Source organism: Arthrobacter phoenicis (assembly GCF_047238215.1).
GTDB lineage: Bacteria > Actinomycetota > Actinomycetes > Actinomycetales > Micrococcaceae > Arthrobacter.
Map to the genome: position 1 here is coordinate 1,435,847 of NZ_JBDFMK010000001.1, position 23,580 is coordinate 1,459,426.

Below are 23,580 nucleotides of genomic sequence, written 5' to 3' on the forward strand. Positions count from 1 at the left end.
CTGCGTGCCCGGGGCGGTCGGTCACTGGCCGCCGGCCGCGGCCTGCAGCCGCGCCAGCGGCACGGACCCCAGGAACACCCGTCCGTCGTCGAGAATCAGGACATTCAGCAGTGCCGTGGACAACAGCCGGCCACCCGCTACGGGAGCCGCGGCCTGCTGGAGCAGGGCCGCCGCGTTGCCGGGCGTGGCACCGGCGGTGCCGGACGGCGGTGGGGTCAGCGTACCGGCAGGCAGTTCCAGTACGGAGTCCCAACCGCTGCCGCTGACCTTGCGCTTCCCGGCCTGCGGGTCCTTGCCGGTTCCGGACGGCTTGTGGGCGGCCTGGCCGGAGTGATCCTGAACGGGCAGTTCCTTGACGCTGGCGCCGGCCGGCGGGGTGAACTGGAAGATCCCGGCGGCCGGGGCGGTCAGCGAGATGGCACTGAACGCCACCCGGAAGGCCGGGTCCGCCTGGCCGCGGGCCTTCAGTTCCACGCCCAGCGGCAGTCCCGTCTGGCCGTCCACCATGATCGCCGCCGAGGCCATCAGCGTGTCCGCGCTCTTCGGGGTGAGGACCAGCCGGTAGGCGGAGCGGCCGGCGACGCTGACTTCCGGCGCGACGGCCACATCGCTGGTGGGTTCGAGCGCGGCCAGCAGCTTCGCGGCCAGCGCATCCGGTGTTGGGGCCGTCCCGGCGTCGGCCCCGGAACCGGAGCCCTTGCCCTGGTGTCCGGCGTCGGCGGGGATGACGGCGTGGGCGGCGGAGTTGTCCTTGGAGGAGTAGAGCCAGAGGTCGTTGCCGCGGCGGATGACGTCGCGTTCGGCGAGCCGGTCCAGTACCTGCACGCGGAGGTTGCCGGGGCCGTCGCGGTAGACGCGCGCCGTGTGCGGTCCGGTCAGCAGCTCGAGCCAGGCGGTCTCCGGAGAGCTTCCCGGCCCGGTGGTGGGCAGTTGCGGCAGGCCCAGGCTGGAGGCCTGGTCCAGCGTGCCGGAGAACGCGGCCTGGCGTTGCCCGGCCATGAGTGCGATCACCTCGGCCGGGGTCTTCGAAGGCAGCGGATCCTTGGCACTGGCCGGGACCGACCCCGCCAGGACTCCGGCGGCAATCACGGCGGGGACGACGGCGGCTGGCATCCAGCGCAGCCACGTGCGGGTCATGACGACCGCGCTCCTGCATGGCAGTTCATGTATTAACTCTACGCCCGCCGGTGACGGGCATCACGCTCAGGAGCGGCCGAGCACCGGCCCGAAGTTGGCACGGTCATCCAGCCGCGGATCTTCCCTGTCCGGGACCACCAGGACCGGGCCCTTGGTGTGGTGCAGGATGCCGTCCGAGGTGGAGCCCAGGAGCATTCCGGCGAAGCCGCCGCGGCCGCGGGTGCCCACCACCACCAGTTCCACGTGGCGGCTGGCTTCGACCAGGACGTCCACCGGCGAGCCGTCCACCAGGCTGGTCTCCACCTCCAGGTTGGGGAAGTGGCTCTTCAACCAGGCGACGCCGGCGTCGAGCTGGACCCGAATGTCGGCGAACAGTGCCTCCCGGTCCATCGGAGCGGGGACCCAGGCGAGCGAGCCGCTGTACTGCGGCACGGCGCAGACAATCCGCAGCTTCGCGGCCAGGCGCTCCGCCTCGGCGGCGGCCTCAAGGACGGCCACCCGGGCCTGGTCGGAACCGTCGACGCCCACCACCACGACGTTCTCCACCGGCTGGTGGCCCGACTTCTCGCGCTCCGCCCGGACGTGCCGGTCCTCGGTGGTCTCGCCCAGCCGGTCGCCGCAGACCAGCGGGACGGTCACGGTGGGGCACTTGGCGTGGGCGGGCAGGGCGCTGCTGACCGAGCCGAGCAGCCGGCCGACGAATCCGCCCCGGCCGCGGGTGCCGAAGACCAGCAGGTCCGCGGTCTCGGTCATCTCCAGCAGGACCCCGGAGGCGTCGCCGTTCTCCACCGAGGCGTCGACGTCGATTGAGTACCCGGCCACCTTGTCCATGGCCTGCTTGAGGATGGCCTCGGCACCCTCGCGGATGACGGAGTCGTCCACGGTGGCGTAGCCGCCGTCCAGTCCGGAGGCGGCGAAGACGGGCACAGAGTAGGCGGTGACGATGTGCAGCGGTTCCTGCCGGCGTTCGGCTTCCCTGGCCGCCCACACGAGGGCGCAATGGCTGTGCTCGGAGCCGTCGACGCCGACGACGATGCCGCGCACGGCGGGGCGTTCCCCGCCGGAATCGCCGTCGCGGTATGGGTGCGTCTGTTCCTCGGCCATGGGGTCCGCCTCCTCGCGAATGTGGCTGTGTTGCGGCTATTCTGCCAGATCGCAGAGGCGGCGGCGCGCACCTCCGCGGACCACCGTCAGCCCGCCCGCAGGCCCGCTCGCGGGCATTGCGTCAAAGTCTTAACGCGGGTCTGTTCACGGTCAGAATTGTTGGGTATCCTCTGAGGCATTGCTGAACCGAGACTCGTCTTTCAGATCTGATCATCCCTTTGGGATGCCCTGTGGCGGGTCCGGAAAGCTGTCCGGGCACGGGCCCGGATCCGGCATTATTCGAGGAGGGACCCTGCAGTGTCGAGCATGCCTGTGAACGGCGGAATCGAACGGACCAGCACTGTGGTCATCGGTACGGGTCTGTCCGGTTTGGCGGTGGCCAGCGAGCTGCAGCGCCGCGGCGTGGACGCCATTGTGGTGGACGGCCTGGACCTCCTCGGGGCCGGCCACCCGGCCAACACCTCGTCCCTCCAGCGCTGCGACGCGGCCGACGCGGCCACGCTGCGGGAACGCAACGAAATCCTCCGACACCTCCGCAACTACGCCGCCAGCCACAACCTAGACGTCCGCGGCTCGGTCCGCGCCCTGCAACTGGACCGGCTGATGGCTGATGGCACCGGGGCGGGAACCGCCGCCGGCCCCGCCTGCCTGGCAGGAACGTCCGGCTCAGACTCCGCCGTGGCACCGTCCCAGGGCTGGGCGGTCCGGACCCCGGGCGGCATCCTCTACGCAGACCACCTGGTGCTCACCCGCTGCGCGCACAGCCAACTGCGGCGCATGCTGGTGGAGCTCGGCGTCGCCGTCGGCCAGAACCTGATGGCCGCCATGCACGCCCTCGGCATGTACCTGGTGGGCGTGGGCGAGCTGATCACCCCGACGCCGAAGGAAGTGCTGCGGCAGGCCAAGGTCGTCGGCCAGGCCATTTCCGCCAAGGTGCACCCGGAAGGCCTGCCGTCCCTGCTGGGCGGGCAACTGGCGCTGCCCGCCTGAACCGCCACGCGACATAGCAGGCGAGTTAGGGCCGGTCGTCGTCGCCGGCCTGCAGCCGGCGCTTCGCCATCAGGCCCAGTGCCACCAGGATGCCGATGGCGACGGCCACGAAGATCACGATGCTCCACGGAAACGGCTCGGACGCGTCCTTCACCGGCGTCGGGGCGATCGTCGTGCCCGGCTCGGCGGTGCCCATGGTCGGCACGGTGTTGGCGCCCGGGGCCGTACTTGCTGCCGCTCCCGGAGCCGCGGCCGCCGCGGTGAAGCCGAAGGTGCCCTCGATCGGGTGTCCGTCGGAGCTGGCAACGCGCCACTGCACCGTGAACCGGCCGGCGGGGGCGCCGGGCTTCAGCGGCTGGGACGCGACGTTGTCCACGATCTGCACGTCGCCGTCCGCCCAGTTGGTGCCGGCGGCGTCGTTGACCTTGATCTGCGAGCCGATCGCCAGGGGGTGGTTGCTCAGGGTGATCGAGACCTTCTCCGGTGGGGCCGGCAGGCTGGCGTCGGCCGCCGGGCTGGTGGATTCCACCGAGTCGTGGGCGGACGCGGGCGCGGCCCCCAGGACGGTCAGCCCCAGCGCGGCGGCGGCGAACAGCAGCGCCGCGGTCAGGTAACGGGCCAGAACGGATGCGGGAGTGGATCGGTAGGAAGGCATGACGGAGCAACTCCTTGTGTTGGCTTCCTTACAGACTAGGCGAATCTGGCAGGTGGGCGCCGTCACTCCTAATAGGATTTAGCTAACACCCTTTTCCCTCCCGGAGGACCAATGCTTAAGCAGGGCTCTGCACTCGACCGGTATTTCAAGATTTCCGAGCGGGGGTCGAACTTCTCCCGTGAAATCCGCGGCGGGTTCGCCACGTTCTTCGCCATGAGCTACATCGTGGTTCTCAACCCGCTGATCCTCTCGGGCGCGGACTCATCCGGCGGCACCCTCGGCTTCCCCGCCGTCGCCGCCGTCACGGCCTTCGTGGCAGGCATCCTGACCATCCTGATGGGCGCCTGGGCCAAGCACCCGTTCGCCCTGGCCACGGGCCTCGGCGTCAACGCCTTCGTGGCCGTCACGGTCGCCACCAACCCGGGCCTGACCTGGCCGGACATGATGGGCCTGGTGGTCCTCTCCGGCGTCACCATGCTGATCCTGGTCCTCACCGGTTTCCGGACCGCCGTGTTCAAGGCCGTCCCGGAGGGCCTCAAGACCGCGATCGTGGTGGGCATCGGCCTGTTCATCGCCCTGATCGGCCTGGTCAATGCCGGGTTCGTCCGCCGCATCCCCGACGTCGCCGGCACCACCGTCCCCGTGGGCCTGGGCTTCGACGGCAAGCTGCTCGGCTGGCCCACCTTCGTCTTCGTCGTCGGCCTGATCCTGACCATCGCGCTGGTGGTCCGCAAGGTCAAGGGCGCCATCCTGATCGGCATCATCACCTCCACGATCCTCTCCGTGATCCTGGAATTCACCCTGCACATCGGACCCAGCTTCGACGGCAAGAACTACAACCCGCAGGGCTGGTCCCTGGTGGCGCCGAAGTTCTCCGAGTGGGCCGCCCCGGACCTGTCCCTGATCGGCAAGGCCAACCCGTTCGGCGCTTTCGAGCACCTCGGCGTCGTCGCGGCCACCCTGCTGGCCTTCGTGATCCTGCTCAGCATCTTCTTCGACGCCATGGGCACCATGGTGGGCCTGGCCACCGAGGCCGGCACCATCGACAAGGACGGCAACATCCCCAACGTCGACCGCGTCCTGCAGATTGACGCCCTGGGCGCGATCGTGGGCGGCGGCGCGTCTGTCTCCTCCAACCAGATCTACGTCGAGTCCGGCGCAGGTATCGGCGAGGGCGCACGCACCGGCCTGGCCTCCGTGGTCACCGGCCTGCTGTTCCTCGTGGCCATGTTCTTCACCCCGCTGATCAACCTGGTTCCGTTCGAGGCCGTGGCCCCCGCCCTGGTGGTGGTGGGCTTCATGATGGTCTCCCAGGTGGGCAAGATCGACTGGCAGGACTGGGGCATCGCGATCCCGGCCTTCCTGACCTTCACCCTGATGCCGTTCACCTACTCGATCGCCAACGGCCTGGGCGCCGGCTTCATCTCCTTCGTGCTGATCCGCCTCTTCCAGGGCCGGGCCCGCGAGATCCACCCGCTGATGTGGGCCGTGGCCGCCGCGTTCCTGCTGTTCTTCGGCATTGGCCCGATCGAGGCCGCCCTGGGCATCCACTAGGAGTCGCGCACTCTTCCGGAGGGCACCCCGCCGCAGTGTTTCACCGCGGCGGGGTGCCCTCCGGCGTTTAAGGCCCGGGTTGTCCCCCGCGCCGGGACGTTTCCGGGATTCCGGACAGGACGACGGCGGGTGCGCTGGTTTTCCTCCTGTCGCTGCGGTGAGCTAGGAGCATGCCTCTCCTCTGCCCCGCCCCCGACGTCGCGCCCCAGCCCTGGTCCGGAAGGTTCGACGGCGACGGCGCCGAGCACCACCGCTGGTGGCAGGCGGTCACGCCGTACCCGGCGGTCTCCCCGGAAGCCTCCCCGGACCGGGCAGGCGGCACCCCCACACCCACGTCCGGGGACACCCGCGCCGCGGTCCTGCTCGGATTCGCCAGCGACGCCGGCGTCCGGCGGAACAAGGGCCGCCCCGGCGCGGTGGCGGCCCCGGCAGCCCTCCGCGCCGCCCTCGGGCCCCTGGCCTTCCACTCCGGCCGGACCGTCCACGACGCGGGGGACGTCACCGTCGAGGGGGACGAACTGGAGGCCGGCCAGGTCCGGGCCGGGCGGATCGTCAGCGGCCTGCTCGACGCCGGTGCGCTGCCGGTGGTGCTGGGCGGCGGCCACGAAACGGCCTTCGCCAGCTACCTGGGTGTGGCCGGGAGCGCCGCGGTCCGGGACGGGCTGCGCGTTGGCGTCCTCAACCTGGACGCCCACTTCGACCTCCGGGACGAACCCGTCCCCAGCTCCGGCACCCCGTTTCTGCAGATGGCCCGCGCGGAAGCCGCCGCGGGGCGCGCGCTGGAGTACGCCGTCGTCGGCATCTCCGAACCCAACAACACCGCCGCCCTGTTCCGCACCGCCGAACGCCTGGGCGTGGAATACCTGCTGGACGAGGACTGCACCGCGGACGCCGCGGCGGAGTTCGTCGCCCGCTTCCTGGACCGCGTGGACGCGCTCTACCTGACGATCGACCTGGACGTCCTGCCCGCGTCGGTGGCCCCGGGCGTCAGCGCCCCGGCCGCCTACGGGGTGCCGCTGCCGGTGATCGCGGCCGTCTGCCGGCAGGTGGCAGCGAGCGGAAAGCTGTTGCACGTGGACGTCGCGGAGCTGAACCCGGAGTACGACGTCGATGCGCGCACCGCCAAGGTCGCCGCGCGGCTGATCGACACTCTGATCCGCTGACGCCGGAGCTCCGCTGCGCCCTGCGGGCCGCCGAGGGCCCTGGCCGGGCTGCGGGAATCGCCTGGAGACCAGCGGGATCGCCTAGATGGGGGTGTGCGGGGCGCGGTCCTCGTCGCCGTGGACCTCGATCGCGCGGCGCTCGCGCAGCCGGTCCAGCCGGTTCATCACCGGGGCCGTGGTGGCCCCGTGCAGCACGATCGACATCGCCACTACCAGGCCGACGAAGGCCCAGAGCTGCTGCGCCTGGGCGGCGAAGTTTCCGTGCGCCACGGCGAATGCCAGGTAGTAGAGCGAGCCGATGCCGCGGATGCCGAAGAAGGAGATGGCGATCCGTTCCCGCGGGCCGGTCTTGCCCCGAGCCAGCCCGAGCCACCCGGCCAGCGGCCGCACGATCAGCAGGAACGCCAGCGCTACCAGCACCTCGGTCCAGCCGATTCCGGCCAGCAGTCCGCGGGCGATCGCGCCGCCCAGGAGGACCAGGATCACCACTGTCAGCAGCCGCTCGAGCTGTTCGACATAGGAGTGCATGACCCGGTGGAAGCCGTGCGTGCGCTCCGCCGCGCGGATGGTGAGGGCGCAGACGAAGACCGCCACGAAGCCGTAGCCGTCCAGCAGCTGGGTGACGCCGTAGGCCAGGAAGGTGGCCGCGAGGGCCACGAAGCCCTCCGAGTGGTTGGAGAGCCGGATGGTTTCGTGCCGGGCGGTGAAGAAGAGACGGCCCAGCAGCTTGCCCGTGCCGAAGCCGAGCAGGACGCCGATGACGATCCGCCACAGCAGGTCCACGGCCAGGAAGTGGCCCAGCCAGGCCGAGGGTGCTGCGCCGACGAAGCTGATGGCGATGGCCAGGTACACGAACGGGAAGGCCAGACCGTCGTTGAGTCCCGCCTCGGAGGTCAGCCCGAACCGAATTTCGTCCTCGCGTTCGGTCTCCTCGTCCTCGTCAGCCGGCTCCCCCACCTGGACTTCGGAGGCCAGCACGGGGTCAGTGGGGGCGAGGGCCGCGGCCACCAGGAGCGCCGCGCCCAGTCCCAGGCCCAGGAACCAGAGCCCCAGCAGGGTCAGGCCCACGATGCACAGCGGCATGGCCAGGCCCAGCATCCGCCAGGTGGTGGACCACGCCTTCCGGCCCACGGGACGGTCCAGCGCCAGGCCCGCGCCCATCAGGGAGATGATGACGCAGACCTCGGTGAGGTGGGCGACGAAGTCCCCGTGCTGCAGCGGGTCAGGGTCCGGCAGCGACGGGATGAGGGTGAAGGCCAGCATGCCGCCGCCAAGGAAGACCATCGGCATGGACAGGGGCGCGTTGCGCAGGAGCTTCGGCAGGATGGCGGCTACGAAGACTGCGATCCCGGCCGCGGTAAAAACGATGCTGGGAGCTTCAAACATGGCGCATGCCCTCCTGTGGAAACCGGATTGCGGGCCCGGGCCGGGGGTCCGGGCGCCGTCCCCGCGGGGAGCGTGCCGTTACCTCAATCGTGTACCGCTTCTTGCACCCTACCGGCTCCGGACAGGCCCATCGTGCCCCGCGGACTAGAATAGAGGGCGGCCAAACGGCCTGATTCAACGAAAGACCAGTAATGAACACACACACCATGCGGGCCGTCGGCCCCGATGCCACGTCCATCAGCCTCTCGTTTGACAGTGCGCGCGAAGTCCACAGCGGCCTCGAAAACGCCGTCAACACCCTGATCGCCTCGGCGGCCGTCGAACGGCGCTGCGGCATCCGGGTCACCCGGCACCAGCCGGGGGCCTACACCGTGTCCCTCGATGACACCGTGCCCTTCGGCGAGACCCACGAGAGCCGCGAGGCCATCGCCGCGTAGCGGACTCCTGGACATACGGAAGGCCGGTGAGGAACCGCCTCACCGGCCTTTCGCATGTCCGGGTCCGGGTCCGGGCAGTCTGCGCGCGCTGCCCTAGCTGCGCCGGACCTGGACGCCGTCGGACTTCAGGAACAGCTGCGCCTCACCCGGCGCCGCCGGCACCAGCCAGAGGACGTTGCCGCTGTCCGAGACTTCTTCCACGGACCCGGCCGCGATCAGCTGGGCATGCTTGAGGATCTCCACCCGGTCCCCCGCCGTGAGGCTCCGCCAGTCCGAGACTGTGGCCGTGTATGCCGTGCGCCTGGACAGGACCGTCCCGCGTGCTTTCATGAACGTCTACCCCTTTGTAGATCTTGTTGCTGTGTGAATCTGTGGTGTGAATCCATGCTCTGAATCCACTGCGCGCACCGGTGTGGCGCCGGTCATAGTTTTACTACATTCCGCACCGCCTCGGCGGACCGGGCGCCGAACATTTCGGGGGGTCCCCGAAACGCCCGGCGTCCCTGCATTTTCTGCGCCGTCAGGCAAGATTTCCGACGGCGGATTCGGCGGCGTCGCGGACGGCGCCGGAGCCCACCAGTCGGTCCGCGGCCTCCAGTTCGGGGAGAGGAACCTGTCCGTTCCCGGGCCCTCCACCACGCCGCGGAGGGCGGCGATGACGGCTGAGCCTGCCGGGCCGGCTTCGAGGGTACCGTCGGAGAGCTGGGTGCGGATATCCAGGGCCCGGGCAGAGGTGACCAGTTCGATCGCGAGCACCCGGCGCAGGTTCTCCACCGCGCGCCGCAGCTTGCGCGCGGCATGCCAGCCCATGGACACGTGGTCCTCCTGCATGGCCGAGCTCGGAATCGAGTCCACCGACGCCGGGACAGCCAGCCGCTTGTTGTCCGAGACCAGCCCTGCCTGGGTGTACTGCGCGATCATCAGGCCAGAATCCACGCCGGGATTGGAGGCCAGGAACGCGGGCAGCCCGTGCGAGCGGGCCGGGTCCAGCATCCGGTCGGTGCGGCGTTCGGCGATGGAGCTCAGGTCCGCGACCGCGATCGCCAGGTAGTCCAGGACGTAGGCCACCGGGGCGCCGTGGAAGTTGCCGTTGGAGCTGACCCGGCCGTCCGGGAGCACCACGGGGTTGTCGATCGCGGCGGCGAGCTCCCGCGAGGCTACCAGGGCGGCATGGTCCACGGTGTCCCGGACGGCGCCGGCCACCTGGGGTGCGCAGCGCAGCGAGTAGGCGTCCTGGACCTTGGTGTCGTTGACCCGGTGCGAGGCCACGATCGGGGAGTTCGAGAGGACCCGCAGCATGTTGTCCGCGGAGGCCGCCTGGCCGGGGTGCGGCCGGAGTGCGGCGTGAAGCTCGGGCAGGAACACCTGGTCCGTGCCGAGCAGCGCCTCGACGCTGAGCGCGGCGGTGATGTCCGCCGTCGTCAGCAGCAGCCGCAGATCGGCGATGGCCATCAGGAGCATGCCCAGCATGCCCTCGGTGCCGTTGACCAGGGCCAGACCTTCCTTCTCGGCCAGGGTGACGGGTTCGATGCCGTGCGCGGCCAGCAGCTCCGCAACCGGGGCCTCGCCGCGTCCGCCGAAACGGGTGCCGTCGGGGCCAGTGGCCTCGCCCTCGCCCATCAGGACCAGGGCCACGTGGGACAGCGGGGCGAGGTCGCCTGAGCAGCCGAGCGAGCCGAACTCGCGGACCACGGGGGTGATGCCCGCGTTCAGGACATCCACCATGGTCTGCAGCACTACGGGACGGACGCCGGTGCGGCCGGAGGCGAGGGTCTTGGCGCGCAGGAACATGATCCCGCGGACCACCTCGCGTTCCACGGCCGGGCCCATGCCGGCGGCGTGGCTGCGGATCAGCGATTTCTGGAGCTGGGTCCGCAGTTCGGCGGGGATGTGCCGGTTGGCCAGGGCGCCGAAGCCGGTGGAGATGCCGTAGGCAGGGACCTCGCTGTTGGCGAGCCCGTCGATGTGGGCTCGGACCTTCGCGACGGCGTCGAGGGCGTCCTGGGCGACGGTGACCCGGGCGTCGTGGCGTGCGACGGCGACGACGTCCTCGGGCGTGACGCCGCTGGCGCCGAGGGTGACGGTGAGCGGTTCGTGGGTGGCAATGGTCATCGGAGGTCCCTACTTCGTTGCTTCTGCGGAGTCTGCGGACTCTGGGCCCACGCGGACAGGGTCCCCTGGCCGAGCTTGCGAGGCTAGGGAGTCCGTGGGGAGCATGGGGATGCGGACGCCGCGTTCCCTGGCGACCTCGACGGCGCGGTCGTAGCCGGCGTCAGCGTGGCGGATGACGCCCATGCCGGGGTCATTGGTGAGGAGGCGCTCGAGCTTCTGCGCGGCGAGGTCGGTGCCGTCGGCGACCGAGACCTGGCCGGCGTGGATCGAGCGGCCGATGCCGACGCCGCCGCCGTGGTGCAGGGAGACCCAGGTGGCACCGGAGGCGGTGTTGAGCAGGGCGTTCAGCAGGGGCCAGTCGGCGATGGCGTCCGAGCCGTCGGCCATGGCCTCGGTTTCGCGGTACGGGGAGGCGACGGAGCCGGAATCGAGGTGGTCGCGGCCGATCACGATGGGGGCCTTGACCTTGCCCTCCTTGACCAGCCGGTTGAACAGCAGGCCGGCCTTGGCGCGTTCGCCGTAGCCGAGCCAGCAGATGCGGGCGGGCAGGCCCTCGAACTCAACCCGTTCCTGCGCGGCGTCGATCCAGCGGTGCAGGTGCTTGTTCTCGGGGAACAGTTCCTTGATGGCCTCGTCCGTGACGCGGATGTCCTCGGGGTCGCCGGAGAGGGCAACCCAGCGGAACGGGCCCAGGCCCTCGCAGAACAGCGGTCGGATGTAAGCCGGGACGAAGCCGGGGAACTCGAAGGCCCGGGTGTAGCCGCCCTTGCGCGCCTCGTCGCGGATGGAGTTGCCGTAGTCGAAGACCTCGGCGCCGGCGTCCTGGAATTCGACCATGGCCTGGACGTGGCGGGCCATGGAGGCCTGGGCCTTCTTGGTGAAGCCCTCCGGGTCGGCCGCAGACTCGCGGTGCCATTCCTCGACCGTGATGCCCTCGGGCAGGTAGCTCAGGGGGTCGTGCGCGGAGGTCTGGTCCGTGACGATGTCCACGGTGAGTTCGCCGGCGTTGTGGCGGCGGAGGATCTCGGGGAAGACCTCGGCGGCGTTGCCGACGTAGCCCACGGACCAGCCGCGTCGCTCCTCCTTGGCCTTCAGGACCTTGGCGATCGCGGCGTCGAGGTCGGTTTCGACCTCGTCGAGGTAGCGCTTGCCGGCACGGCGGCGGAGGCGGGATTCGTCGACGTCGACGATCAGGCAGGCGCCGTCGTTGAGGGTGACGGCGAGCGGCTGCGCGCCGCCCATGCCGCCGCAGCCGCCGGTGAGGGTCAGGGTGCCGGCGAGGGTGCCGTTCTCGTCGCCGGTGAGCTTACGGCCGATCGCGGCGAAGGTTTCGAAGGTGCCCTGCAGGATGCCCTGGGTGCCGATGTAGATCCAGGACCCGGCGGTCATCTGGCCGTACATCATCAGGCCCTCGGCCTCGAGCCGGCGGAATTCCGGCCAGGTGGCCCAGTCCCCGACGAGGTTGGAGTTGGCCAGCAGTACGCGCGGGGCCCATTCGTTGGTGCGGAAGACGCCCACCGGTTTGCCGGACTGGACCAGCAGGGTCTCGTCCTTTTCGAGGGTTTCCAGGGTGCGGGTGATGGCGTCGAAGGCGGCCCAGGACCGGACGGCCCGGCCGGTGCCGCCGTAGACCACCAAGTCGTCCGGGCGTTCGGCCACCTCGGGGTCCAGGTTGTTCATCAGCATGCGCAGCGGGGCCTCGGTCTGCCAGCTTTTGGCGGTGAGCTCGGTGCCGCGGGCTGCCTTGACCGGGCGGGCACCGGTGGTGAAATCGACGGGTGCCATGAGGGGCTCCTTCGTGGTGTGGGGTGGTTCCGGGGAGAGGTTCTGTATCTACTAAAGCCTGCCGGTGGCGCCGGTCACAGGGCTTTGGCGGGGGTGCTGTCCGGAATCCCAGACCCAACTGACTCGCAGCAGAAGCCGTTTTCCGGGCCTAAAACGGCCCCAGCTGCTAGTTAGTTGGGTTGGGGCGTCCGTAGATCCGGACCGAGAGATCGTCGGCGGCTTTTTTGACCCGCGCGGCCAGGGCCGGCCACTGCTCCGGCGGCAGCTTGTCCTCGAGGAAGGTCACGGCGACGGCGGCTGTCGGCCAGCCTGCGTGGTCCGTGACGGCAGCGGCGATCGAGCCGAAGCCGGGGGTGACCTCGCCGTGTTCGGTAGCGTAGCCGCGCTGCCGGACCTGATCCAGGTGCGAGGAGAGGACCGAGTATTTGGTGATGGCGGTTTCGCTCTCGTGCCGGACGCTGAACGCGGCGGCATTCGGGTAGAGGGCCCGGACCTGGGACTTCGGCAGGGCGGCCAGGATGGCCCGGCCGCTGGCGGTGAGGTGGCTGGGAAGCCGGACGCCGACGTCGGTCACCAGGGAAGGGCGGTTTTTGGCGCGTTCCTCCACGATGTAGAGGACGTCGCGGCCGTGCAGGACGGCCAGATGGGCGCTTTCCCCGATCTTGTCCACCAGGGCGGCAAGCATGGGGCGGCCCAACCGGGACAGCGGCTCCTGCCGGGAGTACGCAGAGCTGAGCTCGAACGCGCTGATGCCCAGCCCGTAGCGGCGTTCCTCATGCAGGTGCAGCACGAAGCCATTGGCCTCCATGACGCCCAGGAGGTGGTAGACGCTGGAGCGCGGCAGGTCCAGCGCTGTGGCGATGTTCGACGCCGCCATCGGCCCGCGCTTGGAGGCCAGCAGTTTGAGGATCCGCAGGGTGTTTTCGGCGGCGGGAACCTTGGAGGCGGCCCTGGCAGCGGGGGTGGCGGGGGCGTGCGGTGCAGTTGTCATGTCCGTCCTTCGGCAGGGGATGTCCGGTATCCCGTACTTAAGAATGCCTCCGCGGGAGGCCGGCGGAGGCCACCGCGATTGTCCAGTGTCTGTAATCCCAGATAAAACCTCCACCGGACCACGGCCGTAGCAGTCCCCGGCGGGCGCTCCGCCGTCGGCGGCAAGCAAGTAGTCCGTGAGAAAGATGGGGTACCTGTTACTCGTGTGAACGGTGGGTGCGGGTGCCTACCGTGGGGAGACGTTTCGATCCGCCGGAAGGAGCACTCCGATGGGCGTTCACGCCGCCAGCCACCTCCAGTCCGCTCCCCACGAACCGCGCGCCGCGGCGTCTCCGGCCGCAGCCCGGGGGCACCGCCGTCTCCGTGCCGTGATCAGCCGCCTCGGCGCGTCCCGGGTCCGCTTCCGCGTGGGCCAGGTGGTGGTCGGGGATGACCCCTTCAACGGCCGCCGTGAGGGACGGGTGACGGTCGTCCGGCCACCGTATGTGGGGGTCAGGGTCCCCGGCACGCCGGCAGGAACCCTCGTGTTCTTCGACCACCGCACCGTCCGCCTACCCGACTGAGTACCGCTCATTCCGTTCCCGCGTCCCAGAAGGAGTCTGTTCCATGCTTCCAGCCGACCGCCCCGCCTACCTGACCATCGCCGAGGTCGCCGACATCATGCGCGTGTCCCGGATGACCGTGTACCGCCTGGTCAAGTCGCACGCCCTGGCCGCCGTCCGGTTCGGCCGCTCCTACCGCATCTCCCAGGCGGCGGTGGAGGGATACATCCGTCAGTCCGCCACCGGCGCGGTGTGAGCCGAGCCGCCGCGTTCCGCAGTCTTTGTGGCAATGCGCCGAATGAGGCTCGCTTCGGGTGAAGGCCCCACCGCACTGAAGCCCCACGTTGACTTGCAATCGCCCCGCATCGCGGACAGGATCGCGGTCATGAGCGATGGAGCGAAAGCGGACCTGTGCCGCTATCTGCAGGAGGGCCGTGATGCCCTGGTCTGGAAGCTTGACGGGCTTGCCGACTACGACGTCCGCCGGCCCCTCACGCCTACGGGCACGAATCTGCTGGGGCTGATCAAGCATTTGGCGGGCGTTGAGGCCGAGTACTTTGGTTCGGTGTTCGACCGGCCGTTCCGGGAGACCCTGAGCTGGCTCGCGCCCGATGCCGAGCCGAACGCTGACATGTGGGCGACTCCCGGGGAGACCCGCGAGGACATCATCGGCCTGTATCGGCGCGTCTGGGCCCATGCCGACGAGACCATCTCCCGGCTTCCCCTCACGGCCGCCGGGTTCGTGCCGTGGTGGCGTGAGGACAGCAACCCGGTAACCCTGGCCCGCATCCTGGTGCACGTGACGGCGGAGACGCACCGGCACGCCGGGCACGCCGATATCGTGCGGGAGTTAGCCGACGGCAGCGCCGGGCACCGGGACGGTTACAGCAACCTGCCCGCAGAGGACCAGGCCTGGTGGGGCAACTATTACAACCGCCTCGAAGCGGTGGCGCGCGGCGAGGGCACCCAGGGCTAAAACGTCAGTCCGCTCCGCGCGCGGATCAGTTCCACGCCGGCCTCCGGATCCGCGCAGGAGACCAGGAACCAGGCACCCTTGGACCGGATTCTCAGCGTCGGGCCGCCCACCAGGTAGCCGGCGCCGCCGCCACGGAGAATCCTCAGGCCCATTCCTTCGAGCAGGCCGGTCTCCGGCCCGGGTGCGACCTCAACAAGGTCCGCGTAGGCAACCGTGGTGGAGAAGATTCCGGCAACCCTGACGTGAACTCCGGTTCCGTCGCAGCGGATGCGGGCGGTCAGCCGCCCCGCGGAGACGAAGACGAGCAGCATCGCCACGCCAGCCCAGGCCTGGCCGGTGGACAGGGTCACGACGGCGGTGGCCAGGAGCCCGATCACGGCCAGCACAGCCCTGTACCGGGCCGGCATGCCGGTGCGCAGTTCGTCGCCGCTCTTTTCGTCCCGCCCCATCCCGGCAGTCTTCCGGGTCGGTTCGGATGCGGCAACTCCGTTACTCCGCCGCGCCAAGGACCGCCACGGCTAGACTGGGCGGCCTAGGACGGATTGGGGGATCCGGGGCGCACCACGCCGGGCGTTCCTCGACCGGCCGCAGACCGCGAACGCAAAGGACCACCCGTGACCTTCTTCCAGGACTACCCGATTCCGGCGCTGCCCCCGCGGCCCCGGATGCCCGAGTTCGTGCCTCCGCCCTGGTCAGGGCCGCCGCGCTACGAGCTGCCGGCCATCGTCCCGGTCAGCCGCTTCCTTCACCGGTCCACGGGCCGCGTCGTCGCCGTCGAGTCGGTCAGCGCCTATTCCACCGGGTGCACGATCAACCTGACCTGGACGATTCGCCGGACGGACGAAGATGACCAGGAATGGGCCGTAATGAATGCCGGCTTCTTCAACCGGTTCGGGCCGCCGGGTCCTTCCGTCTCGGGCAAGGACATCTTCCTCTTTGGCATCGAGCTCCCGGACGGGACCAGGGCAAGCGTTTCGACTGTTGACCAGTACGCGGGGCCACCGATGGGCCAGGAACCGAACGGCCCGGTCTTCACGTTCAGGTCCGGGGGCGGCCACGGCGGCGACCACGACTTCTCCTCCGCCGGAACGCTGTGGCTCTGGCCATTGCCGCCGGCGGGAGACCTGCGCCTGGTGACACAGTGGACGGCCATGGGCATCGAGGAAAGTTCAATCACCCTGGACGGTGCGGCCCTGCGCGACGCGGCCGCGGACGCCCAGGCCTACTGGCCCGGCGGGACGCCCGCGTGAACGGCCTCGTCCTGACCGTCACCTTCGCGGCAATCTTCTTCTACATCCTCCACGGGGTGGTCCGGGCGGCCGTGCGCGACGGCATCCTGCAAGCCGAGGAACGGAGGCGCGAAGCGGCCGGCGCGCCGGAAGCGGGCACCGCGCGGAACTGAGGGGCCGCCGAAAAACGACGCAGCTCTCGGGGAAATAAATTATGACTGCACTCAGTTATGAACAGAGTCAGACAAACGGCGCCCCGGCGGGCGTCGGAACCCTCGAGAAAGCGAAATCCCCATGCCCTCCCTCAACAACGCCGTCGTCCTCGTCACCGGTGCGAACGGCGGCATCGGCACGCAGTTCGTGCACCAGGCCCTCGCCCGGGGAGCGGCCAAGGTCTACGCCACCGCCCGCACTCCCCGGACCTGGGACGACAGCCGGATCGTACCGCTGACCCTGGACGTCACGGATCCCGCGTCCATCCAGTCCGCCGTCGAGGCGGCCTCTGACGCGACGGTCCTGATCAACAACGCCGGGGCGAACCCGCCCACGGCGAGCCTGCTGGAGATTACCGAAGCGGACCTCCGGCAGAACATGGAGACCAACTTCTACGGGCCCGTCCTGCTGGCCCGGGCGTTCGCGCCGACACTCGCGGCGGCGACGGATTCTGTCCTGATTGACGTTCACTCCGTAGCAAGCTGGTACGCGTTCGGCGGGATCTACAGCGCCTCGAAGGCCGCACTATGGTCCGCCACGAACTCCTTCCGGCTGGAACTGGCCCCCCGGGGCGTCCATGTGGTCGGCGTCCACATGGGCTATGTCGACACCGCGATGGCCGCCCACGCCGATGGCCCCAAAATGACCGCGGCCGACCTTGTCCAGGCCGTCCTCGAGGGGGTCGAGGCGGGCGCCTACGAGGTCATCGCCGACGCCACCACCGCGGGCGTGAAGGCCGCGCTGAGCTCGCCCGTGGAGATGCTTTACCCGGAGATCACGGGCGCCGGCCGCTAGGAGGCCTGCGCCTCGGCCACCTTGGCGCGGACGTCGTCCATGTCCAGCCCCTTGATGGCGGTGATGAGCTGCTCGAGCCCACTCGCGTTCATCGCGCCGGGCCGGGAGAAGACAAGGATGCCCTCGCGGAACGCCATCAGGGTGGGGATGGAGGTGATCCGGGCCGCCGCGGAGAGGGAGGGCTCGGCCTCGGTGTCCACTTTGGCGAAAACGACGTCGGGATGGGCTTCGGAGGCCTTGCTGAACGTCGGGGCGAACATGCGGCACGGGCCGCACCAGGCCGCCCAGAAGTCGACCAGCACGATGTCGCTGCCGGAGATGGTGGATTCAAAGGTTAGTTCGGTGATGTCAATGGTTGCCATGCAATAAAAATAATACCCCCGGGGGTATTTAAGCAAGAGTCGGCCGCGACTTGCTAAATACCCCCGGGGGTATCATCATGGAAGGAGATGAAGGCCACCGCGGCCTTCGGCCCCCATGAAAGGACTGTGGACATGAAGAGCATTTCCGTGGACGACCTCGCTGCCTTGGGCTCCGGGGTCCCGATCATCGATGTCCGCGAGGAAGAGGAGTACGCCGAGGCCTCCGTGCCCGGGACCAGGAACGTCCCGCTCTCCCGCTTCCAGCAGTCCATGGGCGATATCCCTGCCGGCCGGACCGTGTACATCATGTGCGCTTCCGGTGGCCGGAGCTCGCGGGCGACGGCGGCGCTCACCGAGGCTGGGTATGACGCCGTCAACGTCATGGGCGGCATCACCGAGTGGTACCGCAACGGCCACCCCGTGACCTACCAGGCCGGACGCTAGGCATGTCCGCCACCGTGGCCGCGCCGTCGCCCGGAGCATCCCAGCACCGGACCGTCAACCGGCTCAAGCGGGCGCGCGGGCAGCTGACCGCACTGATCGACGCGATCGAGTCCGGCACGGACTGCCGGGCCGCCGTCACGCAACTGGCGGCCGTCCGCGGGGCCCTGGACAAGGCCGGCTTCGAACTCATCTCCAGCGCCATGCGCGACTGCCTCGCCCCAGCCGCCTACACCGGCCCGACGCCGCCAGCCGCAACGGCCGCCGACGTCGGCACGGGCGCCACCGGCCCCGTGGCCCCGGCGCCGCCGACGCTCGAGGAACTTCAAGCACTCTTCCTTCGCCTCACCTGAGCCACGGCACGGACTCTTTCTGCGCCGTGCATCCCCTATCTCCCCTGACCCCGAATCCCCCGGCACCCCCGAAAGGCCAGACCATGGATATCACCCCTAACGAACTGAATGCCCAGATCAACAACGGCAGCGACGCCCAGATCGTCGACGTCCGCGAAGCCGACGAGGTCGCCGCGGGCATGATCGCCGCCGCCCGGCACATCCCCCTGGGCGACCTGCCTGCCCGGATGGGCGAACTGGACAAGGCCCGTCCCGTCGTCGCAGTCTGCCGCAGCGGCCGCCGCAGCGCCGCCGCCGCCGACCAGCTCGCCGCCGCCGGCTTCACCGCCTACACGATGACCGGCGGCATGCTCGACTGGTCCGCCAACGGCCTGCCAGCCGCGTAATCCCCAAAGACCGCCCGGGCGGCGCCGACCCCCAACTGCGCCGCCCGGGCTTCCACCTGCCACGCCACCTGTACCCGGCATGCCGGGCACAGGAGCCGGCAGGCGGACGACATCGTCCCCGCCTCCGCGGGTGCGCCGTCGGCACCACCCCGCTCCATCCTTTGCTAGACCGAAAGAGATTATGACTTCCACGAACGTCCCCACCCCCGCCGCCACGGCTCCCAAGTCCATCGACGCGGCAACGCTGAAGACCTGGGAGGACAACCACGATGACCTGATGGTGATTGACGTCCGCGGCGGTGCCGAGTTTGATTCGATGCACATCAAGGGCTCCTACCACGTGCCGCTGCCGCTGCTGAGCGAGCACGCGGAAGAGTTCGCCGCCAAGATGGGCACCCGCGTGGTGCTGGTCTGCCAGTCCGGCAACCGGGCCGAGCAGGCCCGGAAGCACCTGGACGCCGTCGGCCTCGGCAGCGCCAGCGTCCTCACAGGCGGCGTGCCCGCCTACGCCGCCGCCGGCGGCAACGTCGTCAAGGGTAAGAACACCTGGGCCCTGGAACGCCAGGTCCGGATGACGGCCGGTTCACTGGTGCTCGCCGGCGTCGTCGGCAGCAAGCTCCTCTCCCCCAAGCTCGGCCTGCTGGCCGGCGGGATCGGCGCGGGCCTGACCTTCTCCGCAGCGACCAACAGCTGCGCCATGGGCCAGATGCTCTCCAAGATGCCGTGGAACCGCTCCGCCAACGAGCCCACCGCCCACCAGGCTCTGCAGAACCTGGGCACCAAGTCATGATCATCACCGCGGCGGCCTTCGGCCTGATCGTCGGCGGCCTTCTCGGCCTGGTCGGCGGCGGAGGCTCCATCCTCGCCGTTCCCGCCCTGGTCTACGGCGTCGGGCTCCCGCTTTCCGCGGCGATCCCGACCTCGCTGGTCGTCGTCGGCGCCTCCTCGGCCGTCGCGGTGGTGCCCCGGCTCCGCAACGTGAACTGGCGCCTGGCCGTGATCATCGGCGCCGCCGGCACCGCCACCGCCTACCTGGGCGCCTACGTCAACCGGTTGCTGGACCAGAAGGTCCTGCTCCTGGCGTTCGCCGCGATTATGGTGATCGCAGGCATCCGCATGATGATGCCGACCAAGACCGCCGGCGGGTCCTGCGCCCTTCCCGGCGGCGGCGTGCACTGGCGCAGCTGCCTGCCGAAGGCGATCGCCACCGGCGCCGTCGTGGGCTTCCTGACCGGCCTGCTGGGCGTGGGCGGCGGCTTCCTGATCGTCCCGGCCCTGACCCTGGTCCTTGGCCTGCCGATGGCGGCCACCGTGGGCACGTCGCTCGTGATCATCGTGATCAACTCCATCGCCGGCTTCGCCGCCCACCTGGGCGACCTGCACATCGACTGGGCCGTCACCGCCGCCTTCGCCGTGGCCGCCATGGCCGCGTCCCTGATCGCAGGCAGGCTCGGCACGAACATCCCGGACCGGGTCCTCAAGCGCAGCTTCGGGATCCTGGTCCTGGCCGTCGCCGCCTACGTCACCGCCCAGGCCCTGCTCGCCTAGCGGCATCGCCGACGCCCGCGGCATCATCGACATCACCGGCACAGCGCACCGCGAAAGCGCCGGAAGACACACCGTCTTCCGGCGCTTTTTCGTGCCCCGGCACTGATCGTGACCCGCCCGGGGTAAGTTGGGCGCAGGAGGCGTAAATGAACGAGATTCTGATCGCGGACGGGAAGGGCCGACTGGGCCTTCGCGGGCAGTACTTCCACCTGGTCTGGGCCCCGGAGTCCGAGGTGGACGCCGACGACGCCCGCGCCTCCATCGAGGCGATGCGCAGCCTGAGCGCGACCCCGCGACTGCTGCTGCTGGAGATCGCCGGGGTGACCCTGAGCAACCCGGCCCGGGCAGCCTTCGCCCACGCCCAGCCCGCCTCCGCTGTGGCGATGATCGGCTCCAGCGTGGTGGACACCATCATGGGGGCAGCCCTCAGCCGCCACGACCACTGCCCGCACGCCTACTTCACCTCCGAGCCGGAGGCCCTGGCCTGGCTGGACAGCCTCGCCGCCCAGCCGGCCGGCAACGCCCACTGAGCCGGCCCCTCTACCGGCCCTCAGCCGGCCCCCCGAAAGCTATCCCAGGCTCTCGAACACCAGGGTCGCCTGAATCCGGTCCCCGCCGGCGAGTCCCTTAGTGCCACGAACTAAAAGCCCGGCACGGCGGCTCCCGGGAAGACCACGGGCGGGTTGTTTCCGGGGACGCAAAAAGGGCGGCGGCCCGGGTTTCCCCGGGCCGCCGCCCTTGTGGTGCAGTGATTAGCCGGCGTTGACGGCGGACTTCTGCTGTTGTGCCGCCCAGGCGGCGTAGCTGCCGTCGAGTTCGACGACGTCGTAGCCGGCGCGGCGCAGGGCGCTGGCCGCTACGGAGTTACGGACCCCGCTCTGGCAGTAGGAGACGATGGTGCCCTCGGCGGGGAGTTCGTCCAGGTGCCACATGACGCGGCCGCCGCTGAGCTGGTAGGAGCCGGGGATGTGGCCGGCGGCGTGCTCGGTCTTGTTGCGGACGTCCAGCACCATGGCGGCCTCGAAGCCATCGAGTTCCTCCGGCTGGATCAGCTTCGGGACGGAGATCGGCAGGCCTTCGAGGCCGGTGACGTAGCCGGCGACCTTGTCGATGCCGACGCGGACCAGGTGGTCCCACATCTCCATCGCGGCGGCCTGGTCCGGGGCGAGCAGGACCAGCGGGGCCTTGTCCTTTTCGGGGTCGACTACCCAGGCGCCGAAGCTGGCGGTGGACTTGCCGGCCGGGACGTTGACCGAGCCGGTGACGGTGCCCTCGTGGACCTGGGCGTTGGCGCGGGTGTCAACGAAGATGACCTTGTCCGCGGCGAGATCCTTGGCGACGTCGGCCGTGTCCAGCTCGGCCAGGGGTGCACGCTCGCCCATGACGGCGGGGCCTTCACGGTTTTCGCGCTTCATGCGGGCGAAGTAGGCGTGCGCGTCGGGCTGGCCGTCGAGGAGTTCGTTGATGAAGCCCTGCTCGTCGTTGGCCGCGAGGTACGGGCCCCACCAGGCGTAGAGGCGTTCGTAGCCGACAGTGGAGGACGGGATGGCGCCGAGGGCCTTGCCGCAGGCGCTGCCGGCGCCGTGGCCCGGGTGGACCTGGACGTGGTCCGGCAGGGTCAGGAACTTGTCCCGCAGGCTGGCGAAGAGCTGCTTGGCACCTTCGAAGCGGGTGTCGACGCCGCCGGCGGCTTCGTCGAGCAGGTCCGGGCGGCCCAGGTCGCCGGAGAACACGAAGTCACCGGAGAGCAGGTAGCCGGGCTGGTCCGCGAACGCGCCGTCGGTGATCAGGAACGAGAGGTGCTCCGGGGTGTGGCCGGGAGTGTGGAGGGCCTTGACCGTGATGTTCCCCAGGGTGATCGTGTCGTTATCGTTCAGGCGCTCGGCCTCGAAGCCGTACTGCCAGTCAGCCCCGCCCTCGCCGGAGACGTACGCGGTGGCGCCGGTAGCGGCCGCCAGTTCGCGGGTGCCGGAGAGGAAGTCGGCGTGGATGTGGGTCTCGGTCACGGCCACGATCTTCATCCCGTTCGCGGCAGCAAGGTCCAGATAGACGGCATTGTCACGGCGGGGGTCGACCACCAGGGCCTCACCCTTGGCCTGGCAGCCAATGAAGTAGCTGGCCTGGGCGAGGTCTTCGTCATAGATGCGCTCGATAAGCATGGGACTCTCTTTCGTTGGCGTCCAGGAGGAGGATCCTCCGTTGGTCTACACACAACGATAATACCCCCGGGGGTATGTTGCAAGCCTCGCCAATCCGGGCCGGGGACGCTCCGGGATCATGAGCCCGGACGGCCTCCGGGAGGTGGCAGGAAAAGAGATTTCGGCGTGCGGGCACAAAATGGGGGTCGGGCGCGTTGTACCTGAACCAGCAACCAGACAGCAAAGAAAAGAGCACACCCCACGTGGCAACCGACTACGACGAAGTACGCCCCGACGTCGCCGAATCCCGCAATGCTTCCCTTGAAGCCCTGAAGTCCGCCAACTCCCCGGACGCCCGAAGCGTCGTGCTGGAACTCGACGAGGCCGACACGGTCGACGGCGTCGAACTCCCCGGCGCGGACCTCTCCAACGAGGAACTCGTCGTCCAGGTCATCCCGCAGGCCTCCGACGAATTCACCTGCTACTCCTGCTTCCTGGTCCGGCACCGGTCCCAGATCGCCCGCGAAAAGGACGGCCACGCCTACTGCACCGACTGCGAAGGCTGACGGAGGCCCACCGGCCCCACGGGAAAACCGGCTAGGCGCCGCGGTCGTCGCGACGGCCGAAGGAGCCCGGCCACTCGGACCGGCGGATCCGCTTGAGTTCCTCAACAGGTCCCGGCAGGCCCCATTCGTCCCGGCCCAGCCGGGACAGGGGGCCCAGCCGGTCGATCAGCGGATGGTCACCGGCCAGGACATCCCCGGCCACCACGGCATGGGTGACCTCACCGAAAATCAGTACACAATCCCCCATTGGCTGCGTCGCGTGCAGCCGGCACTCGAAGGCCGCGGGCGACTCGGCAACCCGCGGTACCGAGACCGTCCTGCCCGGCTCCCGGGTGAGACCGGCGGCGTCGAACTCGCTGACGTCGGCCGGAAAATTGGTGCCGGTGGCGTTGACCTCGGCCATGAGCGAGGCGGGGGCGAAGTTCACCACGAACTCCCCGCGCTCCGTGATGTTCCGCAAGGTATCCTTCCGGCCCACCGAGGTGAACTGGAGGATGGGCGGCGTCACCGAGGCCACCGTATAGAACGAATGCGGCGCGAGGTTGTCCACGCCCTCGGCGGACGTGCTGGACACCCACGCGATGGGCCGCGGTACCACCAGGGCCGTGAGCAGCCGGTAGAACTCGGCGGAGGACAGGTCCGAGGGGCTGAAATCCTTACGCATGCGCCCAGCCTAGCGAGGCCCGCGCCGGGCGCCGGGACGCGGGAGGGCGGTGCG

Annotated in this window: 28 protein-coding genes and 1 pseudogene; 17 read left to right on the plus strand and 12 right to left on the minus strand. The window is 69.7% G+C overall.

Features of this window, described 5'->3' with window-relative positions; all coding sequences use genetic code 11:
• Positions 1 to 21 precede the first annotated feature (21 nt).
• Entirely contained in the window at positions 22 to 1,137 is a 1,116-nt protein-coding gene (locus ABC337_RS06655; protein WP_412884645.1) for a LolA family protein, read from the minus strand.
• A 66-nt stretch (positions 1,138 to 1,203) separates the two neighbouring features.
• Positions 1,204 to 2,241: a universal stress protein gene (locus ABC337_RS06660; RefSeq protein ID WP_412884644.1), complete on the minus strand. Its 1,038-nt coding sequence runs from the start codon at positions 2,239 to 2,241 to the stop codon at positions 1,204 to 1,206.
• A gap of 306 nt (positions 2,242 to 2,547) precedes the next feature.
• Here ABC337_RS06660 and ABC337_RS06665 point away from each other — a divergent pair, with 306 nt between their 5' ends.
• On the plus strand, positions 2,548 to 3,231 hold the full coding sequence (locus ABC337_RS06665) for an FAD-binding protein (RefSeq protein WP_412884976.1): 684 nt from the start codon (positions 2,548 to 2,550) through the stop codon (positions 3,229 to 3,231).
• A 25-nt stretch (positions 3,232 to 3,256) separates the two neighbouring features.
• Here ABC337_RS06665 and ABC337_RS06670 read toward each other — a convergent pair whose 3' ends face one another.
• Positions 3,257 to 3,886, minus strand: a complete 630-nt coding sequence (locus tag ABC337_RS06670; RefSeq protein ID WP_412884643.1) for a copper resistance CopC family protein — start codon at positions 3,884 to 3,886, stop codon at positions 3,257 to 3,259.
• 111 nt (positions 3,887 to 3,997) lie between these two features.
• On the opposite strand from ABC337_RS06670, the gene ABC337_RS06675 reads away from it, so the two are divergent.
• Both ABC337_RS06675 and hutG read left to right on the plus strand, forming a co-directional pair.
• Positions 3,998 to 5,440, plus strand: a complete 1,443-nt coding sequence (locus ABC337_RS06675; protein WP_290256863.1) for an NCS2 family permease — start codon at positions 3,998 to 4,000, stop codon at positions 5,438 to 5,440.
• A 170-nt stretch (positions 5,441 to 5,610) separates the two neighbouring features.
• Positions 5,611 to 6,603: a formimidoylglutamase gene (gene hutG / locus ABC337_RS06680; RefSeq protein ID WP_412884642.1), complete on the plus strand. Its 993-nt coding sequence runs from the start codon at positions 5,611 to 5,613 to the stop codon at positions 6,601 to 6,603.
• A gap of 81 nt (positions 6,604 to 6,684) precedes the next feature.
• Here the strand turns inward: hutG and ABC337_RS06685 are convergent, their stop codons facing one another.
• The gene (locus ABC337_RS06685) at positions 6,685 to 7,989 is read right to left on the minus strand and encodes a cation:proton antiporter (protein ID WP_377972562.1); all 1,305 of its coding nucleotides are present in this window, start codon (positions 7,987 to 7,989) and stop codon (positions 6,685 to 6,687) included.
• Positions 7,990 to 8,180: 191 nt separating this feature from the next.
• Here ABC337_RS06685 and ABC337_RS06690 point away from each other — a divergent pair, with 191 nt between their 5' ends.
• Entirely contained in the window at positions 8,181 to 8,426 is a 246-nt protein-coding gene (locus ABC337_RS06690) for a hypothetical protein (protein ID WP_412884641.1), read from the plus strand.
• 93 nt (positions 8,427 to 8,519) lie between these two features.
• Here ABC337_RS06690 and ABC337_RS06695 read toward each other — a convergent pair whose 3' ends face one another.
• The 4 genes and pseudogenes from ABC337_RS06695 to ABC337_RS06710 all read right to left on the minus strand — a co-directional run bounded on the left by ABC337_RS06695 (position 8,520) and on the right by ABC337_RS06710 (position 13,314).
• Positions 8,520 to 8,756 (minus strand): hypothetical protein, encoded by a 237-nt coding sequence (locus ABC337_RS06695; protein WP_412884640.1) that lies wholly within the window; start codon positions 8,754 to 8,756, stop codon positions 8,520 to 8,522.
• 190 nt (positions 8,757 to 8,946) lie between these two features.
• Positions 8,947 to 10,538, minus strand: a pseudogene (hutH, locus tag ABC337_RS06700) (histidine ammonia-lyase).
• A 9-nt stretch (positions 10,539 to 10,547) separates the two neighbouring features.
• The gene (gene hutU / locus ABC337_RS06705) at positions 10,548 to 12,323 is read right to left on the minus strand and encodes a urocanate hydratase (RefSeq protein WP_412884639.1); all 1,776 of its coding nucleotides are present in this window, start codon (positions 12,321 to 12,323) and stop codon (positions 10,548 to 10,550) included.
• A 166-nt stretch (positions 12,324 to 12,489) separates the two neighbouring features.
• A complete protein-coding gene (locus ABC337_RS06710) occupies positions 12,490 to 13,314 on the minus strand; it encodes an IclR family transcriptional regulator (RefSeq protein WP_412884638.1) in 825 nt (274 codons plus the stop codon).
• A 268-nt stretch (positions 13,315 to 13,582) separates the two neighbouring features.
• Between ABC337_RS06710 and ABC337_RS06715 the strand changes: the two genes are divergently transcribed.
• The 3 genes from ABC337_RS06715 to ABC337_RS06725 all read left to right on the plus strand — a co-directional run bounded on the left by ABC337_RS06715 (position 13,583) and on the right by ABC337_RS06725 (position 14,831).
• Positions 13,583 to 13,876 carry a hypothetical protein gene (locus ABC337_RS06715; protein ID WP_412884637.1) on the plus strand — a complete coding sequence of 98 codons (294 nt, stop codon included), beginning with the start codon at positions 13,583 to 13,585 and terminating at the stop codon, positions 13,874 to 13,876.
• Between the two features lie 43 nt (positions 13,877 to 13,919).
• Complete coding sequence (locus ABC337_RS06720) at positions 13,920 to 14,111, plus strand: helix-turn-helix domain-containing protein (RefSeq protein WP_290256872.1); 192 nt, start codon at positions 13,920 to 13,922, stop codon at positions 14,109 to 14,111.
• Between the two features lie 129 nt (positions 14,112 to 14,240).
• On the plus strand, positions 14,241 to 14,831 hold the full coding sequence (locus tag ABC337_RS06725) for a DinB family protein (RefSeq protein ID WP_412884636.1): 591 nt from the start codon (positions 14,241 to 14,243) through the stop codon (positions 14,829 to 14,831).
• On the opposite strand, the gene ABC337_RS06730 is transcribed toward ABC337_RS06725, so the two are convergent.
• Positions 14,828 to 15,280, minus strand: coding sequence for a hypothetical protein (locus ABC337_RS06730; protein ID WP_412884635.1), 453 nt, complete (start codon positions 15,278 to 15,280; stop codon positions 14,828 to 14,830). The genes ABC337_RS06725 and ABC337_RS06730 overlap by 4 nt on opposite strands.
• Before the next feature lie 165 nt (positions 15,281 to 15,445).
• Between ABC337_RS06730 and ABC337_RS06735 the strand changes: the two genes are divergently transcribed.
• The 3 genes from ABC337_RS06735 (at position 15,446) to ABC337_RS06745 (ending at position 17,068) form a co-directional block, all read left to right on the plus strand.
• Positions 15,446 to 16,081: a hypothetical protein gene (locus tag ABC337_RS06735; protein WP_412884634.1), complete on the plus strand. Its 636-nt coding sequence runs from the start codon at positions 15,446 to 15,448 to the stop codon at positions 16,079 to 16,081.
• Complete coding sequence (locus tag ABC337_RS06740; protein ID WP_412884633.1) at positions 16,078 to 16,233, plus strand: hypothetical protein; 156 nt, start codon at positions 16,078 to 16,080, stop codon at positions 16,231 to 16,233. The genes ABC337_RS06735 and ABC337_RS06740 overlap by 4 nt, the downstream gene beginning before the upstream one ends.
• Before the next feature lie 121 nt (positions 16,234 to 16,354).
• Positions 16,355 to 17,068 (plus strand): SDR family oxidoreductase, encoded by a 714-nt coding sequence (locus tag ABC337_RS06745; protein ID WP_412884632.1) that lies wholly within the window; start codon positions 16,355 to 16,357, stop codon positions 17,066 to 17,068.
• On the opposite strand, the gene trxA is transcribed toward ABC337_RS06745, so the two are convergent.
• Positions 17,065 to 17,430, minus strand: a complete 366-nt coding sequence (gene trxA, locus ABC337_RS06750) for a thioredoxin (RefSeq protein WP_412884631.1) — start codon at positions 17,428 to 17,430, stop codon at positions 17,065 to 17,067. The genes ABC337_RS06745 and trxA overlap by 4 nt on opposite strands.
• Positions 17,431 to 17,562: 132 nt before the next feature.
• Here trxA and ABC337_RS06755 point away from each other — a divergent pair, with 132 nt between their 5' ends.
• The 6 genes from ABC337_RS06755 (at position 17,563) to ABC337_RS06780 (ending at position 20,688) form a co-directional block, all read left to right on the plus strand.
• Complete coding sequence (locus ABC337_RS06755) at positions 17,563 to 17,874, plus strand: rhodanese-like domain-containing protein (protein ID WP_412884630.1); 312 nt, start codon at positions 17,563 to 17,565, stop codon at positions 17,872 to 17,874.
• A gap of 2 nt (positions 17,875 to 17,876) precedes the next feature.
• Positions 17,877 to 18,224 carry a metal-sensitive transcriptional regulator gene (locus ABC337_RS06760; RefSeq protein WP_412884629.1) on the plus strand — a complete coding sequence of 116 codons (348 nt, stop codon included), beginning with the start codon at positions 17,877 to 17,879 and terminating at the stop codon, positions 18,222 to 18,224.
• Positions 18,225 to 18,307: 83 nt separating this feature from the next.
• A complete protein-coding gene (locus ABC337_RS06765; protein WP_412884628.1) occupies positions 18,308 to 18,610 on the plus strand; it encodes a rhodanese-like domain-containing protein in 303 nt (100 codons plus the stop codon).
• A 181-nt stretch (positions 18,611 to 18,791) separates the two neighbouring features.
• Positions 18,792 to 19,400: a rhodanese-like domain-containing protein gene (locus tag ABC337_RS06770; RefSeq protein ID WP_412884627.1), complete on the plus strand. Its 609-nt coding sequence runs from the start codon at positions 18,792 to 18,794 to the stop codon at positions 19,398 to 19,400.
• Entirely contained in the window at positions 19,397 to 20,158 is a 762-nt protein-coding gene (locus ABC337_RS06775) for a sulfite exporter TauE/SafE family protein (RefSeq protein ID WP_412884626.1), read from the plus strand. Before ABC337_RS06770 ends, ABC337_RS06775 begins: the two co-directional genes overlap by 4 nt.
• 146 nt (positions 20,159 to 20,304) lie before the next feature.
• On the plus strand, positions 20,305 to 20,688 hold the full coding sequence (locus ABC337_RS06780; RefSeq protein WP_412884625.1) for a DUF7793 family protein: 384 nt from the start codon (positions 20,305 to 20,307) through the stop codon (positions 20,686 to 20,688).
• 222 nt (positions 20,689 to 20,910) lie between these two features.
• Here the strand turns inward: ABC337_RS06780 and ABC337_RS06785 are convergent, their stop codons facing one another.
• Entirely contained in the window at positions 20,911 to 22,317 is a 1,407-nt protein-coding gene (locus ABC337_RS06785; RefSeq protein WP_412884624.1) for an MBL fold metallo-hydrolase, read from the minus strand.
• Positions 22,318 to 22,559: 242 nt separating this feature from the next.
• On the opposite strand from ABC337_RS06785, the gene ABC337_RS06790 reads away from it, so the two are divergent.
• A complete protein-coding gene (locus tag ABC337_RS06790; RefSeq protein WP_412884623.1) occupies positions 22,560 to 22,862 on the plus strand; it encodes a DUF4193 domain-containing protein in 303 nt (100 codons plus the stop codon).
• Positions 22,863 to 22,893: 31 nt separating this feature from the next.
• Here the strand turns inward: ABC337_RS06790 and ABC337_RS06795 are convergent, their stop codons facing one another.
• The gene (locus tag ABC337_RS06795; RefSeq protein ID WP_412884622.1) at positions 22,894 to 23,526 is read right to left on the minus strand and encodes a flavin reductase family protein; all 633 of its coding nucleotides are present in this window, start codon (positions 23,524 to 23,526) and stop codon (positions 22,894 to 22,896) included.
• Positions 23,527 to 23,580: the final 54 nt, after the last annotated feature.